At 61.9% G+C, this 16,097-nt stretch carries 17 protein-coding genes; 7 read left to right on the top strand and 10 right to left on the bottom strand.

The features are described from left to right. Positions 1–141: 141 nt before the first annotated feature. The 3 genes from NL154_RS18445 to NL154_RS18455 all read right to left on the bottom strand — a co-directional run bounded on the left by NL154_RS18445 (position 142) and on the right by NL154_RS18455 (position 2,468). Positions 142–732: a GNAT family N-acetyltransferase gene (locus tag NL154_RS18445; RefSeq protein ID WP_434733164.1), complete on the bottom strand. Its 591-nt coding sequence runs from the start codon at positions 730–732 to the stop codon at positions 142–144. 96 nt (positions 733–828) lie between these two features. After that, positions 829–1,962 (bottom strand): type III PLP-dependent enzyme, encoded by a 1,134-nt coding sequence (gene odc2 / locus NL154_RS18450; protein WP_210629800.1) that lies wholly within the window; start codon positions 1,960–1,962, stop codon positions 829–831. Continuing rightward, the gene (locus tag NL154_RS18455) at positions 1,959–2,468 is read right to left on the bottom strand and encodes a hypothetical protein (RefSeq protein ID WP_210629799.1); all 510 of its coding nucleotides are present in this window, start codon (positions 2,466–2,468) and stop codon (positions 1,959–1,961) included. The genes odc2 and NL154_RS18455 overlap by 4 nt, the downstream gene beginning before the upstream one ends. Before the next feature lie 23 nt (positions 2,469–2,491). Between NL154_RS18455 and NL154_RS18460 the strand changes: the two genes are divergently transcribed. The 3 genes from NL154_RS18460 (at position 2,492) to NL154_RS18470 (ending at position 5,227) form a co-directional block, all read left to right on the top strand. After that, positions 2,492–3,385, top strand: coding sequence for a LysR family transcriptional regulator (locus NL154_RS18460; RefSeq protein ID WP_434733165.1), 894 nt, complete (start codon positions 2,492–2,494; stop codon positions 3,383–3,385). Positions 3,386–3,515: 130 nt separating this feature from the next. After that, entirely contained in the window at positions 3,516–4,157 is a 642-nt protein-coding gene (locus NL154_RS18465) for a DUF1007 family protein (protein ID WP_210629797.1), read from the top strand. Continuing rightward, complete coding sequence (locus NL154_RS18470; protein WP_434733166.1) at positions 4,151–5,227, top strand: nickel/cobalt transporter; 1,077 nt, start codon at positions 4,151–4,153, stop codon at positions 5,225–5,227. Before NL154_RS18465 ends, NL154_RS18470 begins: the two co-directional genes overlap by 7 nt. A gap of 36 nt (positions 5,228–5,263) precedes the next feature. Here NL154_RS18470 and NL154_RS18475 read toward each other — a convergent pair whose 3' ends face one another. The 4 genes from NL154_RS18475 to NL154_RS18490 all read right to left on the bottom strand — a co-directional run bounded on the left by NL154_RS18475 (position 5,264) and on the right by NL154_RS18490 (position 7,752). Continuing rightward, positions 5,264–5,473, bottom strand: a complete 210-nt coding sequence (locus NL154_RS18475; RefSeq protein ID WP_210629795.1) for a hypothetical protein — start codon at positions 5,471–5,473, stop codon at positions 5,264–5,266. Further along, a complete protein-coding gene (locus NL154_RS18480; RefSeq protein ID WP_210629794.1) occupies positions 5,470–6,165 on the bottom strand; it encodes a GNAT family N-acetyltransferase in 696 nt (231 codons plus the stop codon). Before NL154_RS18480 ends, NL154_RS18475 begins: the two co-directional genes overlap by 4 nt. 117 nt (positions 6,166–6,282) lie before the next feature. Further along, on the bottom strand, positions 6,283–7,002 hold the full coding sequence (locus NL154_RS18485) for a tellurite resistance TerB family protein (protein ID WP_210629793.1): 720 nt from the start codon (positions 7,000–7,002) through the stop codon (positions 6,283–6,285). Between the two features lie 111 nt (positions 7,003–7,113). Further along, complete coding sequence (locus NL154_RS18490) at positions 7,114–7,752, bottom strand: 2-dehydro-3-deoxy-phosphogluconate aldolase (RefSeq protein WP_221154505.1); 639 nt, start codon at positions 7,750–7,752, stop codon at positions 7,114–7,116. A gap of 154 nt (positions 7,753–7,906) precedes the next feature. On the opposite strand from NL154_RS18490, the gene NL154_RS18495 reads away from it, so the two are divergent. The 3 genes from NL154_RS18495 (at position 7,907) to NL154_RS18505 (ending at position 10,297) form a co-directional block, all read left to right on the top strand. Continuing rightward, positions 7,907–8,395: a CYTH domain-containing protein gene (locus tag NL154_RS18495; RefSeq protein WP_210629791.1), complete on the top strand. Its 489-nt coding sequence runs from the start codon at positions 7,907–7,909 to the stop codon at positions 8,393–8,395. After that, positions 8,373–9,281, top strand: coding sequence for a CHAD domain-containing protein (locus tag NL154_RS18500; RefSeq protein ID WP_434733167.1), 909 nt, complete (start codon positions 8,373–8,375; stop codon positions 9,279–9,281). The genes NL154_RS18495 and NL154_RS18500 overlap by 23 nt, the downstream gene beginning before the upstream one ends. 86 nt (positions 9,282–9,367) lie before the next feature. After that, positions 9,368–10,297 (top strand): rhodanese-related sulfurtransferase, encoded by a 930-nt coding sequence (locus NL154_RS18505; RefSeq protein WP_221146498.1) that lies wholly within the window; start codon positions 9,368–9,370, stop codon positions 10,295–10,297. A gap of 42 nt (positions 10,298–10,339) precedes the next feature. Here NL154_RS18505 and NL154_RS18510 read toward each other — a convergent pair whose 3' ends face one another. Together NL154_RS18510 and NL154_RS18515 are read right to left on the bottom strand one after the other, a co-directional pair. Beyond that, complete coding sequence (locus tag NL154_RS18510) at positions 10,340–12,553, bottom strand: putative bifunctional diguanylate cyclase/phosphodiesterase (RefSeq protein WP_221146372.1); 2,214 nt, start codon at positions 12,551–12,553, stop codon at positions 10,340–10,342. 81 nt (positions 12,554–12,634) lie between these two features. Continuing rightward, complete coding sequence (locus NL154_RS18515) at positions 12,635–14,029, bottom strand: GH1 family beta-glucosidase (RefSeq protein ID WP_221146370.1); 1,395 nt, start codon at positions 14,027–14,029, stop codon at positions 12,635–12,637. Positions 14,030–14,280: 251 nt separating this feature from the next. Between NL154_RS18515 and NL154_RS18520 the strand changes: the two genes are divergently transcribed. Then, positions 14,281–14,682, top strand: a complete 402-nt coding sequence (locus NL154_RS18520) for a DoxX family protein (RefSeq protein WP_210629786.1) — start codon at positions 14,281–14,283, stop codon at positions 14,680–14,682. An 85-nt stretch (positions 14,683–14,767) separates the two neighbouring features. Here NL154_RS18520 and NL154_RS18525 read toward each other — a convergent pair whose 3' ends face one another. Continuing rightward, on the bottom strand, positions 14,768–15,955 hold the full coding sequence (locus NL154_RS18525) for a Gfo/Idh/MocA family protein (protein WP_210629785.1): 1,188 nt from the start codon (positions 15,953–15,955) through the stop codon (positions 14,768–14,770). Between the last annotated feature and the right edge of the window lie 142 nt (positions 15,956–16,097).

Below are 16,097 nucleotides of genomic sequence, written 5' to 3' on the forward strand. Positions count from 1 at the left end.
CATTATTCGCACTCCTCACCGCTCTGTCACTGAAAGACAATCCGCGCCGCAACCATCGCAGGCCCGCCTGCCTACATGGCCAAGCGGCGCGGACGTCGCCGGCCAGGGAAGAGATCCCCACCTGCCCGGCGGGCGCGCAGCTCAAGCTGCGCGGCGAACCGGCGCCCTGGCCAGCATGCGTCCCGAGGGGACGATCATTCCGGCCGCGCCGTCAAGCCAGCCCTCGGTGAGCTCAAGGGCGAGAAAGCGCGAACGTTCGAACGGACCGGGCATGACAAGATGGCGAGCCTTTTCGGCGAAGAAGCCGAAACGCTCGTAATAGGCGGCATCGCCGACGAGCAGGACCGCGCCATGCCCGCGGTTCTTTGCCTCGAGGATCGCCGCGCGCATCAGGGCCGAGCCGACGCCCTTGCCGCCGTGACGGCAATCGACGGCCAGCGGACCGAGCAGCAGCGCATTGATCGGCGTGCCTTCAGCGTTGACGCCGGCCTCGACGTTCCAGAGCCGCACTGTGCCGATCAGATGGCCGTCGCGATCACGAGCGACCAGCGCAAGTCCTTCGGCCGCAATGCGGTTGCGGCGGATCTTCTCCGACGACTTCTTGCGACGGTCAATGCCCATGACGCGATCGAGCAGGTTTTCACGCGCGACGACATCCGACGGATTTTCGGCGTCGATGGTGAAAATGGAAGGCGCAAAGAATGCGCGGACAGAATCAAGAACAGCGGCCATCGTGGCCTCCCGCACTCAAAACCGCTTCAGACGGTGACTTCGGAGAATTGTGGATTTGCCGCCCCGGCTGGTGACGGGACTAGCAGAAACAAGACCTTAGATGACGTAGGCCTTCAGCGGCTCGAAGCCGTTGAAAGCGACTGCCGAGTAGGTCGTCGTATAGGCGCCGGTGCCTTCGATCAGGACCTCGTCACCGATCGTCAGGGACAGCGGCAGCGGGTAGAGGTTCTTTTCATACAGCACGTCAGCCGAGTCGCAGGTCGGGCCGGCGATCACGCAGGGCTCCATCTCGTCGCCGTCGCGTTCGGTGCGGATCGGGTAACGAATAGCCTCGTCCATGGTTTCGGCGAGACCGCCGAACTTGCCGATGTCGAGGAAGACCCAGCGCGCGTCGTCATTGTCCGACTTCTTGGAGATCAGCACGACCTCAGCCTTGATGACGCCGGCATTGCCGACCATGCCGCGGCCCGGCTCGATGATCGTCTGCGGGATCTGGTTGCCGAAATGCGTGCGCAGCGCCTGGTAGATCGACTTTCCGTAAGCTTCCGCGGACGGAACGTCACGCAGATACTTGGTCGGGAAGCCGCCGCCCATGTTGACCATCTGCAGGTGGATGCCCTGCTTGGCCAGCTGGACGAAGACACGCTTGGCATCGGCAAGAGCCGAATCCCAGGCATCGACCTTGGTCATCTGCGACCCGACATGGAAGGAGACGCCGTAGGACTGCAGGCCGAGCTGATGAGCGTAGACGAGAACGTCGACGGCCATCTGCGGAACGCAGCCGAACTTGCGCGACAGCGGCCATTCGGCGCCTTCGCCATCGGTCAGCACGCGGCAGAAGACACGGGCGCCGGGCGCGGCGCGCGCGATCTTCTCGACTTCCTCGTGGCTGTCGACAGCAAAGAGGCTGACGCCGAGCGTATGCGCGCGGGCGACATCACGTTCCTTCTTGATCGTGTTGCCATAGGAGATGCGGGCGGCGGTCGCACCGGCTTCGAGCGCCATTTCGATTTCGGCAACGGATGCGCAATCGAAATTGGAGCCGAGGCTGGCGAGCAGCTTCAGCACTTCCGGAGCCGGGTTGGCCTTGACGGCGTAGTAGATGGCGCTATCCGGCATGGCGTGGCGGAAAGCGTGGAAATTGTCGCTGATGACATCGAGGTCAACCACGAGGCAGGGACCGTCGGGACGTCGGGTTGCGAGAAAGTCGCGGATGCGCTGGGTGGTCATATCAGTTCCCTCTTCCAGTTCCAGAGCTCCGGCATGATCCGGAGGACAAAGGGCATACGAGAACTCGCATTGGAACCAGCCGGTGGAGACCCCGGAACCACAGCAAGCGCTCGATGCGCGGATAATGAACCAACGCCGCAAACGCGGTGTAAGTTCGGCTTTGTCTGCCATGGATTGGAGGGAGAGTCCCAACCGCACTTCCGGCAATGATGGTGTGCCTCTTCAGTAACCCCCGCTGATGGAAAGCAGGGAGAGAACAAAAAGGCCCGCACCGTCGTTGCTTCAGGCGTCCTCGCATTTTCCGGTTGGCCGGAATAGCGACTGGAGGGGTTAATTCCAGGTACCTTACCGATTTCCTCACCAATTCGAGGGTTCGGCGGACACCCATGGGCACGTGCGACTTTGGGCTGACTGGTGAGATAAGAATATTCGCCTTCATAATCAAGCGATTTTTTGATCTTGAGGTCAAAAAATAATTGAACAAACCGGCGCGATTTGTTCAACATTCCAAAACACCTGTGGGGATTTCATGGACACCTTGACCCGCATACGCGCCTTCATTGAAGTCGTCGAGGCCGAAGGCTTTTCCGCCGCCGCGCGGCGCACCGGCCGCTCGAAGGCGCTGCTGTCCAAATATGTGCGCGAACTGGAAGACGAACTCGGCGCGTTGCTGCTCAACCGCACGACCCGGCAGTTCTCTATGACGGAGGCCGGCCACACCTATTATCGCAGCGCCTCCGACATTTTGAAGGAGATCGACAACCTTGCCGATCTCGTGCGCGAAAACAATGCACAGCTGAAGGGACGGTTGCGCGTCTCCGTCCCCCGCACCTTCGTCGATGCCGACGTCGGCCAGTCGCTGATCGATTTCGCCGGCGAGAACCCGGACCTTTCGCTGGAGATCGCCGCCGATGACCGATTCGTCGATCTGATCGAGGAAGGCTTTGACGTGGCGATCCGGATCAGCAAGCTCGAAGATTCCGGCATGATTGCTCGCAAGATCTCCGATTTCCGCGTCCATCTCTGCGCCACCCCGGATTTTCTCGGGCGCCATCCGGATCTGGAGCATCCAAGCGACATGTCCAATCTTCCCTTCATCGTCGATACCAATTCACGCACCCAGGGGAGTATCCGCTTCCACAATCCTGACAACACAACCTTCGCCGTCGCCGTCTCCGGGCCGATCGAGGTCAACAGCCCGCACGCGACACTCCGCGCCGCCCTCGCCGGCATCGGCATCGCCCTCATTCCCGATTTCATCGCCCGCAAGCCGATCGAAAGCGGCGAACTGGTGACGCTATTCAACGATTACATACCAACCGACCGCGGCATTTATGCCGTCTACCCGCACCGGCGCTACCTGCCGGCCAAGGTGAGGATCTTTGTCGATTACCTGCACAACTGGTTCAAGAAGCATCCGTGAGATCTGCACGGCAAGACCGGTCGGGCCGGACGATGGAGCGGTGCCGATCGGGACTCACCGACAAGCCGGTCCCAATTCCGTCCCAATTTCTGGCAAGAACTCGGGTCGAGCGAACAAGGCAGCGGGACGCATGAACAAATCCATACCATTGATCACCGCGCTTCTTTCGCTGGCGCCGGCCGCCGCCTTCGCGCATCCGCACATCTTCGTGGAGGCGCGGCTCGAAGTCGTGGCCGGCGCTGACGGCAGTATCGAGGAACTGCGCAATGTCTGGCGCTTTGACGAGGTCTTCTCCTCCTCGGTCGTCATGGATTTCGACAAGAACACCGATCTGAAGCTGGAGCCGAACGAACTCGCGCAGGTCGGCAAAACGGTGAAGCAATCGCTTGCCGATTACGATTATTACATGAACCTGACGATCAACGGGAAGAGCATCACCGTCCAGCAGCCCGACATCATCCATGTCGACTATAAGAACGGCCAGCTCCTGATGTTCTTTGCGGTCAAGCCGGTGGAGAAGATGCCGCTCAAGGGCAGGCTTACCTTCGGCGTCTACGATCCGACGCTCTATACGTCGATCGATTTCCCCACAGACAACGAGCTGGCAACGGTGGGCGACGGCTTCAAGGCCTGCAAGCACCAGGTGATAAGGCCGGATGCCGACGAGGTGATCTCGCAAAACAAGCAGTCGCTGACAGACGCCTTTTTCAACGATCCCACCGGCACCAACATGTCCAAACTCTTCGCCACCCGGCTGGAGCTCACATGCTGATAAAACGCCCGTCCCTGATCCTTTCCGCGGCGCTCCTTGCGCTCCTGACCGCGGCAAGCCTCGCCCACGCGCAATCGCCGCTCGGCATCGGCACGGCCGAACCCAGTTTCCAACCGACCGGCGGGCCGCTTGCGCCACTTTTGCTCTACGTGAACTATGAACAGCAGGCTTTCTATCGGGCGCTGACCGGTGCGTTGAAGGGCATGCGCGAGGATCCGTGGCAGCTGACATCGCTGGTCGGCCTTTCCTTCGCCTACGGCGTCTTCCATGCCGCCGGCCCCGGCCATGGCAAGGCGGTCATCTCCTCCTACATGATCGCCAACGAGGTCGAGTTGAAGCGCGGCGTGGTTATTTCCTTCATTTCGGCTTTCATCCAGGGCGTCGTCGCTGTGGCGCTGGTCGGCGGCGCCTGGCTGGTGCTGCGCGGCACCGGCATTACACTGACGACAGCCACTCATGCCATGGAAATTATAAGTTTCGTCATGGTTATCCTCTTCGGCGGCTGGCTGCTGTTCCGCAAACTGCGTTTGATGGCTCGCAATCTGCCGCGCCGCCGGCTGGTGGCGACGTCGGCCGGTCCGGTGTCCATGATGCTGGATTGGAAGGATAACGCAGCCGAACGCCAGGCCTATGCCTTCAACGGCAAGGCGCAGGCCGTGAACGCCGGCCACAGCTTCGTTCCCGGCATGGCCTGCGAGACCTGCGGCAATACGCACGTGCCGGACCCGGCCCTGCTCGCCGGCGACAGGTTCAGCGCTCGAGAGGCTTGGTCGGCGATCGTAGCCGTCGGCCTTCGACCCTGCTCAGGGGCTTTGCTTGTCATGACTTTCTCGTTGCTGAACGGCCTCTATCTCGGCGGCGCGCTTTCGGTCGCCGCCATGTCGCTCGGCACGGCGATCACGGTTTCCGTGCTCGCGACGCTTGCCGTCACCGCCAAAGGTGCGGCGGTCCGTCTCTCCGGACGCGGCTCGACGGCTTCGGTCTGGGTCGGCAACGCCATCGAAATCCTCGGCGCCCTGCTCGTCATCCTGATGGGCGCCGTCCTGCTCGGAGCTTCGCTGCAAGGCTAGACACCCTCAGGGCTCCGTGCCCCGGACGCCCCTGGATTACTGTCTATCTCTGCGACGCTGGTAGCGCGCCCGCAGCCAGAAGATCGCAAAGAACGCCATGATCAGGCAGAAGCCGACGGCGATCCCCAGCGTTGGCGAGAAATTGCCGATCCATAGAACGATGGTCGGCAGAAAGTAGACGACGAGGCCGGCGCCGAGCAAGATGACAGCGGCGGCGATCGCCTGCGAGCGGCTTTCCGGGCTCACGCGAGCCTTTCCTTCTCCAGATCCGCACGAATATCCTGCAGGCGACGGATCTGATTGCCGGCCGCGTCGAAATTTGCAGGCGAAAGCCAGGCCTCGAAAGCATCGTTGATCAGCGGCCATTCGGCGTCGATCATCGAGAACCAGGCGGTGTCGCGGTTGCGATGCTTGGAGATCATGTGCTGACGGAACACCCCTTCGAAGCTGAAGCCGTAGCGCAGTGCCGTCGTCTTGCTCGCCTCGTTCTTATTATCGCATTTCCATTCGTAGCGGCGATAGCCGAGATCTTCGAAAACATGTTTGGCCATCAGATAGTGCGCTTCGGTGGACAGCGGCGAACGGCTCATAGCGCGACCATGAGCCACGCCGCCGATTTCGACGACGCCGTTTGCCGGGTCGGCGCGCATGTAGTTCGCCATGCCGACAACCTTGCCGGTGGCGTTGTCGCGGAAGATATGGGTGAGCCAACCGGACTTGGTGTGGACGTTTTCCAGCCAGCTGGCGAAGTCCTCGATGCCCGAGAAATCATCCTGCGAAAAATAGAGCAGCAGCGGGTTGATGCCCATGCCGCCGAGCCCTTCCCACAGCGCTTCGAGATGCTCCTCGCGGCGATAGGGCTCGACGGTGACGAAACGGCCTTTCAGCGTAACCGGCTTTGGCGCCGGGCAGCCCTTGAAATTTGCAAGATCGCGCATGTTCACTCCCCTATTCCAGAGCCTTCCCCGGTTAAATTGACGAACGCGTCAATTTGACCGGGGAAGGCTCCGGGAGTGGATAGGCCAGTCGCCCGATAAAGGCAATCGGCCGGCATGTCACTGTGACAAGGTCGTCTTGGCGGATGACACCGTCGCCTCGATATGGTCGACCAGCTGATCAGCAAGGCCGAGCCGGCCGGCGAGCAGATCGAGATAACCGCGCTCGGCGCGCGAATCCGGATCGATGGTCAGCCGCGAGGCGGTGTAGAGCTCGACGCGCTGTTCTTCCGTGAGCGCCGCAGCAACGAGCGCGTCGATATCCGTCGGAGACGCAAGTTCTCCCTCGATGAAAGCCGCAGCCTCGCCGCTGACGTCAGCAGCCTTGATCTTGTCCATGATCAGGACGCGTTCGGCGTCGTCGATATGACCATCGGCCTTGGCGGCGGCGATCATCGCCCGGATCAGCACCAGCACGAATTCGTTGCTCCCGGCAGGCGATGCTGGTCCGAAACCGGAGTCGACGGGCGGCGGCAGGAGCACCGGATTGTTTGCCGACGGCGCATCCGAGGGGGCCGCGGGCGCTTGCCCAGCCTGATAGTTCTTGTAAGCCTGATAGCCAAGGCCGGCGATAGCAGCAAGACCGCCGATCGCCAATGCGTTGCCGGCAATACTGCGGCCGGTCTTGGTGCCGAGAAGCACGGCTGCGATCGCGCCGCTCTTCATCGGATTGTTCTTTGCCGTCTGTATGGCCTCGCCCGCCCTGTCGCGGACTGAACCGCCGAGACCCGGCACCTGCGAACCCAAGAACTGGTCGAGAAGCTTCTTTGCGTCGAACATTCCTCGTCGTCTCCCTGTTTGAGGCCGGAGGAGAACATAGGTTTGCGACGGCTGAAATACAAATATTGGGCGTGGGGCTGTGCCTGGCGCTCATACCCCGCTCATGCAACCTCAGGCCTTCAGAGCGGCGGCCTCAGCCGCAAGCTTGGTAACGCCGGCCCAGTCGCCGGCTGCGACCAGTTCCTTCGGCGCAACCCACGAACCGCCGACACAGACGACGTTCGGCAGCGAAAGATAATCCCTGGCGTTCTTCAGCGAAATGCTGCCGGTCGGGCAGAACAGCGTGCCGGCGAGCGGCGAAGAAAGCGCTTTAAGATAAGCGGCGCCCCCAGCCTGCTCAGCCGGAAAGAACTTCAGCACCTGATAACCTTCCTCACGCAACGCCATGACTTCGCTGGCGGTCGCAGCTCCCGGAAGCAGCGGCACGTCGGAATCGGCAGCGGCATCAAGCAGCTCCTGCGTCGTGCCCGGGCTGACGATGAACTTCGAGCCGGCCTCGACAGCCGCTTCCCAATGGGCGGCATTCAGGATGGTGCCGGCGCCGACTTCGGCGCCCTCGACCTCGGCGGCGACGGCGCGCACGGCTTCAAGTGCCGCCGGCGTGCGCATGGTGATCTCGATTGCTTTCAGGCCGCCTGCGACAAGCGCGCGGGCCAGCGGCACCGCCGACCTGGCATCGTCAACGATCAGGACCGGAACGACCGGCTGGAGTTTCAGGATGGAAAGGAGCTTCTCTGTTTTCTCGCCCATGGTCGCACGACCTCCTTGAAACGATTGAAATTTGCATCCCGAATAACGCCCTCGCCGAACCTTGTCGAGATAAAACCCGGCTGCGTGAGAAGAAGGTATGAAATGCTTGGAAATTGGTCTACCGTGCGGCATTCGTCACAAAAGGTTCACTGACATGGCGAAAGAGATCGAGCGGAAGTTTCTTGTACGCGGCGATGGATGGCGTTCCGCCGTCGAGAGCAAGTCTGTCCTGAGGCAGGGTTACATCGCCTCGATGGACGACCGTTCCGTCCGCGTTCGCACCCTCGACGGCAGGAAAGCGAAGCTGACGATCAAGATTGGCCGCAGTGCCATCACCCGTGACGAATTCGAATATGACATCCCGATTGCCGATGCCGAGGAGCTGTTGCAGAGCGCGATCGGCGTCGTCATCGAGAAGACGCGCTACCGCGTCCCGCATCAGGGCTTCGTCTGGGAAGTCGACGTCTTTGCCGGCGAGCATCTCGGGCTGGTGATTGCCGAGGTGGAGATGACGGCAGAAACCGACAAACCCGTCCTGCCTGCCTGGCTTGGTCGCGAAGTGACCGGCGATTTCCGCTACTCCAACCAGGCCCTTGCCACAGAATACGAGCACGACAGGCATGGCCTATCGCATTCGGCCTGACGCCGATTTCACCGAGGCATTCCGGAGCATCGCGACCGAGCAGCTGGAAGGTGCCATTACCTTTCTCGAAGAGCGGCCGGAAGGTGCGCACGAGGCGATCCATTCCTTCCGAAAAAACCTGAAGCGATTGCGCTCGCTCTACCGGCTCGTCGCACGCGAGGTGCCTGATTTCCAGGAGCAGGAAAATGCAAGGTTGCGCGACGCCGCGCGCTCGCTTTCGGCAATCCGCGACGCTGCCGCGCTCATCGGCACCGCGCAATATCTGCAGCATTCAGCCCGCGGGAAAGAGGAAAGCGAGGCGCTCGGCCGGATCGTCATCATTCTCGAGGGGCGCCGCGACTGGATGGCGGAGGCCGAAAGCGGTCTTGAACGGCAGCTGATGGAAACCTCGGACGTGCTCAGAGAGGCGATTTCCGCTCTGGATGGAATCTCCTTCGATGGCAGCCACCGCAAGAATGCCCGCATGCTGGCGAAGAGCTGGCGCCGCACGGCGCGCAAGGCTGAGGCCGCGCTCGCCAACTGCCACGGTGATGCATCGGCCGGCGATTTCCATGATCTGCGCAAACGCACCTACGACTACCGGCTTTACCACGCTCTTCTGCGCGACGTCTGGCCGGGTGCGATGAAGGCCAAGCAGGGTGCGGCCAAGGAGCTCGTCGAGGATCTCGGCCGCATCCATGACCTTGCCGTACTCTGCGAACTGGTCGAAGCCGAGCCGCAGCTCTTCACCCGCAACGACGACCTGGCGCATCTTCTTGAGGCAATCATCGTCCGCCAGCAGGAAGACCGGCGGCAGGCCCTCCTCAAGGCCGAAGCCGTCTTCGCCGATGATCCCGACGAGGAATCGGAGCGTATCGAGCTTCTCTGGCTGACGGCTGCAAGTTGAGCGATGGCAGGCGCGATCCTGGAGGCGGTCGGCCGCCTGTGCGGAAGGCAATTGCGCGACCGGTCAATTTTCTGTATTTCCGGCGCATGACCGACAGCCTGACACACACCGGCCCGTTCCTCGTAGCGGCGCTCTACCATTTCGTATCCGTGCCGCGCTTTGCCAGCTTGCAGGCCCCGCTGCAGGCGCTGTGCGAGGAAAACGGCGTCAAGGGAACGCTGCTTCTGGCGCATGAGGGCATCAACGGTACGATCGCGGGACCGGATGCCGGCATTCACGCCGTGCTCGCCTTCCTGCGCGTCCAGCCGGAATTTGCGGGCCTGGAGCACAAGGAAAGCCGCGCCTCGAAAATGCCCTTCCTGCGCATGAAAGTGAAGCTGAAGAAGGAAATCGTCACCATGGGCGTCGAGGACATCGACCCCAACAAGGTGGTCGGCACCTATGTCGCGCCCAAGGACTGGAATGCGCTGATCTCCGATCCCGATACGATCGTCATCGACACCCGCAACGACTATGAGACGGCGATCGGTGCTTTTCGCGGCGCGCTCGACCCCAAGACCAAGACATTCCGCGAATTTCCGGATTGGGTGCGCCGGAATACGGGACTGCACAACAAGCCGAAAGTCGCCATGTATTGCACCGGCGGCATACGCTGCGAAAAGGCCACTGCCTTCATGAAGGCCGAGGGTTTCGACGAGGTCTATCATCTGAAGGGCGGCATCCTGAAATATCTGGAGGAAGTGCCGCAGGAAGAAAGCCTCTGGGAGGGCGCCTGCTTCGTGTTTGATGAGCGTGTATCCGTCGAACACGGGCTGAAGGAGGGTGAGCACCGGCTGTGCCACGCCTGCCGCAACCCGATCACATCAGAGGAAATTGCCTCGCCGCTTTATGAGGAAGGCGTTTCCTGCAGCCACTGCTATCCAAGACGCACAGAAGAAGACCGGCTGCGCTACCGTCAACGGCAGCATCAGATCGCGCTGGCAAAAAAACGCGGCCAACGGCATATCGGCAGCTGAGCTTGTTGCTGTTGAATGAGCTTTGCGCCCAGAATTTCGCCGTCAGGCCGCGCCGAGACGGCACGGGGTTGACTGTTCCGCAGTACGAAGCTCGTTGAGCATCTCGGTAATTCGCTCGGCCGCCGCAGGCTTTCCGAACAAATAGCCCTGCAGACAGTCGCAGCCGAACAGGCGCATGGCGACCGCCTGCCCCTCGGTTTCGATGCCTTCCGCCGTCACCGGGATATCGAGCGAGCGGGCGAGCGCCACCGTCGCCTGCAGCATTTCGCGCTGGCGCTTGTCCTCGTTGACGCCCATCACCAACGAGCGGTCGATCTTGATGCGGTCGAAGCCGAACTGCCGGAGATAGCCGATCGATGAGAAGCCGGAACCGAAGTCGTCGAGCGCCACCTTGACCCCCAGACCTTTCAGCCGCTCGATCGACTGGCGGGTACGCTGCGGATTCTGGATCATATACCCTTCGGTGATCTCGAGAGTGATGCGGCTGGCCTCGATCTCCGTCTGCTTCAACACGTAGCGCACATAGTCGGTGAAGGCTGGATTGCGGAACTGGCCGGGCGAGACATTGACAGATACGTTCAGCTCCGGCCACTGCTTGGCCGTCTCGCAGGCCTTGCGCAGCACGAACAGGCCGAGTGATTCAATGAGGCCGCTGGTCTCGGCGATCGGAATGAACACCTCTGGCGAAACCGGGCCGTGGCCCGGACGGTTCCAGCGCACCAGCGCCTCGACGCCGGTCAGCGCATGCGTGGCCGCATCGACCAGCGGCTGATAGGCAAGGGTCAGATCACCGCTTTCAATGGCGATTCTGAGATCGAGTTCCAGCGCATTGCGCTGCTGCCGGTCCGCATCCATCGACGGGTCGTAAAGCGTCATGCGCGCACGGCCCGCCTCCTTCGCCTTATACATGGCAAGGTCGGAACGGCGCACCAGTTCCTCGCGATCGATTGCGCCGGCGGGCGACATGGCGATGCCGATGCTGGCGCCGACGACGACGACACGGCGACCGATCTCCAGCGGCTCGACGAGAAAATCGAGGATCTGCTCGGCGAGCTGCAGGGCGGCGGCGTTCTCGCCATCGGAGAGAAAGGCGATCGCAAATTCATCGCCGCCGATGCGGGCTAGAACTGCGCCTTGCGGGATCAATACCTTGAGGCCGGCCGCGACCGCGCGGATCAATTGGTCACCGGTGCCGTGTCCATAGCTGTCATTGACTTCCTTGAAACCGTCGAGATCGAGATAGAGGAGCAGCACGTTGCGTTTGCTCTGGCGCGCTTCGAGGACACAACGATCGACGGCGAGCCCGAGGCCGTCGCGATTGGAAAGGCCGCTCAGCCTGTCGCGCAGCGCCTCTTCGCGCGCGCTGTTTTCCTCCGCCTTCAGGCGTCGGCCGACCAGCCAGCCGATGGCCAGAAGCACCCCGAAGAAAAGCCCGACGAGACCGAGTGCCTCGATGACCATCGGTCGTACCTGCGCGTAGGCAATATTGCCGGGTGAGCGCGAATTCCAGACGAGCTTGCCGATCGTTGCCCCCGACGGATCGGCGATAGGTACAAAATATTCTGCCTCGAAACTCGGCGGCGCCAGCCTCAGTCCGCCGATCACATAGGTCTGGCCGAGTCCGGCCACCCTGTCGTCATCGAGATGGCGTGCGAAAATGAGATACCGGTGCTGCCCGGCGGGCGCATCAAGCGCGCCGGATTTCTTCCGCACCAATGCCACGCCGACAGCGGCAATGCCGCGTTTGGTGGTGATGAATCCGACCGCCTGGGGCGAATCGGCCGGACCGGCCGCCTTGACCACGTCGAACAGCTTCCACAGCGAAGGCGCGAAGAAATCCGCGGGCGGCTCCTCCATCGGTTTGCCGTCGCGATACGCCATGATCGAGTTCTTCGCATCATCGACAACGATTGCCATGTCGAAAAGTGAGCTGTTGACCGACATCTCGCCGTAGTTGCTGACCGTCCACGCCATGCCATCCGACGCATAGACGTTGGCGGCGGCATCGTCCCAGGCGGCATAATCGTCGAGCGTCGCACCGAGCTGATCCTCGAAGGTCTTCAACGCGCCGATTGTCGTTTCGCGCGAGCGCTCGTCATCAAGGACATTGGCGTTCTCAGCCACGCGTTCGAGTGCCGTCAGCACCATGATGGTGGCGACCGCGACGATGACGGCGAAGGAGAGCAGCACGCCCGTGACGGTGACGTCACGGCCTATTCCCGATCCCCTGCCCTGCAATTTTCCGAGTATCTGCATTCCTGCTCCCTGACCAGCGGAGTTTGCCAGTCAAGGGTTCAGAAACGTTTAAGCAACCGCCTGTTGCAGCTTTCCGCTGGTCTATTTTTTCAGTTTGCTATGCTGAGCCGGCGTGTGATTGCCTTTCGGAAATTCAGCCGCGAGTGCGCGATACCATTTACCGCTCTTCTTCACCGTGCGCCGCTGCGTCTCATAATCGACATGAACGAGACCGAAGCGCATGCGATAGCCTTCCGCCCATTCGAAATTATCCATCAGGCTCCAGGCAAAATAGCCGCGCATGGGGTAGCCGTCTTTGATGAGGTCGGCCACGACATCGAGGTGACCGCCGAGATAGTCGAGGCGCATCGTATCGTCGACCTCGTCCCCGACGACACCGGTATTGTCACAGGCGCCGTTCTCGGTGATGTAGCATTCCGGCAGGTCGTAGCGGCGATAGAGGTCCTCGACCAGGAGCTTCAATCCGGGCGCATAGATTTCCCAGCCGATATCGGTCTTGACGTCGCTTGCAGGCGGCGCTTTCACCGTCCAGGGGAAGTCGCCTTTTCGTTCGGCATCGTCGGTGACGCGCTCGGGCGTGTAATAATTCAGACCCCACCAGTCGAGCTTCTGACTGATGAGCTTCAGGTCCCCGTCATCGATCACGGGCATGCGGTCCCCGAGCGCCTCGACGAATTCGTTCGGATATTCGCCCTTGAAGACGGGATCGAAGAAGGCGCCGTTGTGGAACTGATGCGCCCGTTCGGCGGCTGCCAGATCGGCCGGGCTGTCGGAGCCCGGGATGACCGCGGCGGCGTTGAGCACGAGCCCGACCGGCACATTGGGAGCTTCCGAACGGATTGCCTCGACACCGAGGCCATGGGCGAGGTTCATGTAATGCATGGCGTGAAGGGCAGCCTGCATGTTGCGCTCACCCGGAGCATGGATGCCGTAAAGGTGGCTCAGCCAGACGATGCACCAGGGCTCATTGAATGTCGCGACGGCGTCGAGACGATCGCCGAGGCGGTTCATCACAGTCTTGGCGTAGCGCTGATAGGCATAGGCGGTCGAGCGCGCCGTCCAGCCGCCGTCGCCGGCGAGCATCAGAGGCAGGTCCCAATGGTAGAGCGTCGCGAAGGTCCTGATCCCGCGCGCCTTGCAGCCATCGACCAGCCGATCGTAGAAATCGAGGCCCGCCTCGTTCACCGGGCCCGTGCCCTCCGGGACGATCCGCGGCCAGGCAATGGAAAAACGGTAGGCCTCAACGCTCATGTCCTTGATGAGATCGAGGTCTCGCTCCAGGCGGTTATAGTGGTCGCAGGCAATGTCGCCGTTGTCGCGGTTATAGACGCGGCCGGGCATGTTGCAGAAGGCGTCCCAGATCGACGGCTTGCGGCCATCGGCCTTGCTGGCGCCTTCGATCTGGAAGGCGGCGGTGGCAACGCCGAAGGTGAAATCACCGGGAAAGCGGCTTGCAAGCGTCTTGGCGTCGATCATCTGTATCCCCCGGCTCTCAGCAATGTGGGTTGCCCGTGGGCCGGATTTAGCCAAGCCGGCAAGCAAAGTACAGGTGCTGGGGAAGAAAAACTGCAACGTTGCAGGACTAGTGACAGAACGGCATCGTTCCGTCGCCTCGGTCGCCATACTTTCGGCCCCCACGCTCTCATAACGCGAATGTCAGCAGTCGTGACTTCTGCCGAGCCCATGATCACTACACAGCGAAGACATCACAACGTGAAAGGAATCCCATGCTGTCTTCGATCCATCTGCTGCAGCCGCATCTGCTGAGCCTGCTGCGCCTCGTCTCGTCGCTCGTGCTTTTCAGCTACGGAACGCAGAAGATTTTGCACTTTCCGGCCGCGGCAAGCGTGCCGCCGATGGGCTCGCTCTCCTGGATCGCCGGGCTGATCGAACTCACCCTCGGCTTCGTCGTGGTGATAGGATTCCAGACACGCATTGCAGCCTTCGTACTCTCCGGCCTGATGGCCTTCGCCTATTTCATCGGCCATGCGGGGAAGAGCTTTTATCCCGCGCAGAACGGTGGCGTCGCCGCGATCCTGTTCTGCTTCGTGTTTCTCTATTTGGTGGCGGCAGGCGCCGGCCCGCTCAGCATTGACGGCCTCATGAAGCGCGACCGCGCTGCGGCCTGAGGCCTGACGGACAAGCCGAGGCGGCCCAAGACCGCCGCGGCATTTCCTGCGACTCCGCGCCATCCGACGCACGGATCGCCAAAGATCAGAGCTTGACCCAGGCGCCGTTTTTCTTGGACGAGGCAACACAGGCCTCGACGAAGGCGACACCCTTCACGCCGTCGTCGACTGTGGGATAGACCACCGCCTTATCGACTTCCTTGCCCCTCTTGCGGGCGTTGATCGCATGCGCGGCTTCCGTATAGATCGTCGCAAAGGCTTCGAGATACCCTTCCGGATGCCCTGACGGCACGCGTGACACGCGCCCGGCAGCCGCTCCGGCGCCGGCGCCGCCGCGGGTGATCAGCCGCTTCGGCTCGCCGAAAGGCGTGTACCAGAGGTAATTCGGGTCCTTCTGGGTCCATTCCAGCCCGCCCTTGCTGCCATAGACGCGCACCATCAGGCCGTTTTCATGGCCCGGCGCCACCTGGCTGCACCAGAGCATACCCTTAGCCGGCTTCTCCGCGCCCTTCGCCTTGAAGCGCAGCATGACATGGGCGTTATCGTCCAGCCGGCGGCCGGGAACGAAGCTGTCGAGGTCGGCGGCCAGGCTGTCGAGTTCCAGTCCGGTAATGAAGGAGGCAAGATTATAGGCATGTGTGCCGATATCGCCTGTAGACCCGCCGACGCCGGACTGGGCCGGATCGGTGCGCCAGGCAGCCTGCTTCTGCCCGGTCTGCTCGACCGCTTCCGTCAGCCAATCCTGCGGATATTCGGCCTGGACCACTCTTATATCGCCGAGTTCGCCGTTCGCGATCATCTCCCGCGCCTGGCGGACCATCGGATAGCCGGTGTAATTATGCGTCAGCACGAAGAGCGCGCCGCTCTCGTCGGCCACCTTCTTCAGCTTCTTCGCATCGGCGAGGTTCGATGTCAGCGGCTTGTCGCAGATGACATGAATGCCGCGTTTCAGGAATTCCTTGGCCGCGTCATAGTGCACATGGTTCGGCGTGACGATCGCCACCGCCTCGATGCCGTTCTTCAGCTTCGCCTCGCGGATCGCCATCTCGCGGTAGCTGGAATAGGTCCGCGACGGGTCGAGGCCAAGGTCGCGGCCGGACTGAACCGCCTTCTCAGGCGTCGACGACAGCGCGCCGGCGATGAGATCGTACTGATCGTCGATGCGGGCTGCGATGCGGTGCACTGCACCGATGAACGCGCCCGCGCCGCCGCCCACCATGCCAAGCCGGATGCGCGGCTCGCGGGTCTGTTCGGATGATGCTTCGATTGCCATTCTTGTCCTCCTGAAATTGAATCTGGTGCGGGTGCGCCCCTCATCCGGCTGCTGCCCCCTTCGCCCCGCAAGCGGGGCGGAGGGGATATGCCGCAGCGGCTTTTCCGCTCTCAACGTTTGGTCGGGCAAGTCCCCTCTCCCC

Origin of the sequence: Rhizobium sp. YTUHZ044 (assembly GCF_051123975.1) — a bacterium.
Lineage (GTDB): Bacteria > Pseudomonadota > Alphaproteobacteria > Rhizobiales > Rhizobiaceae > Rhizobium.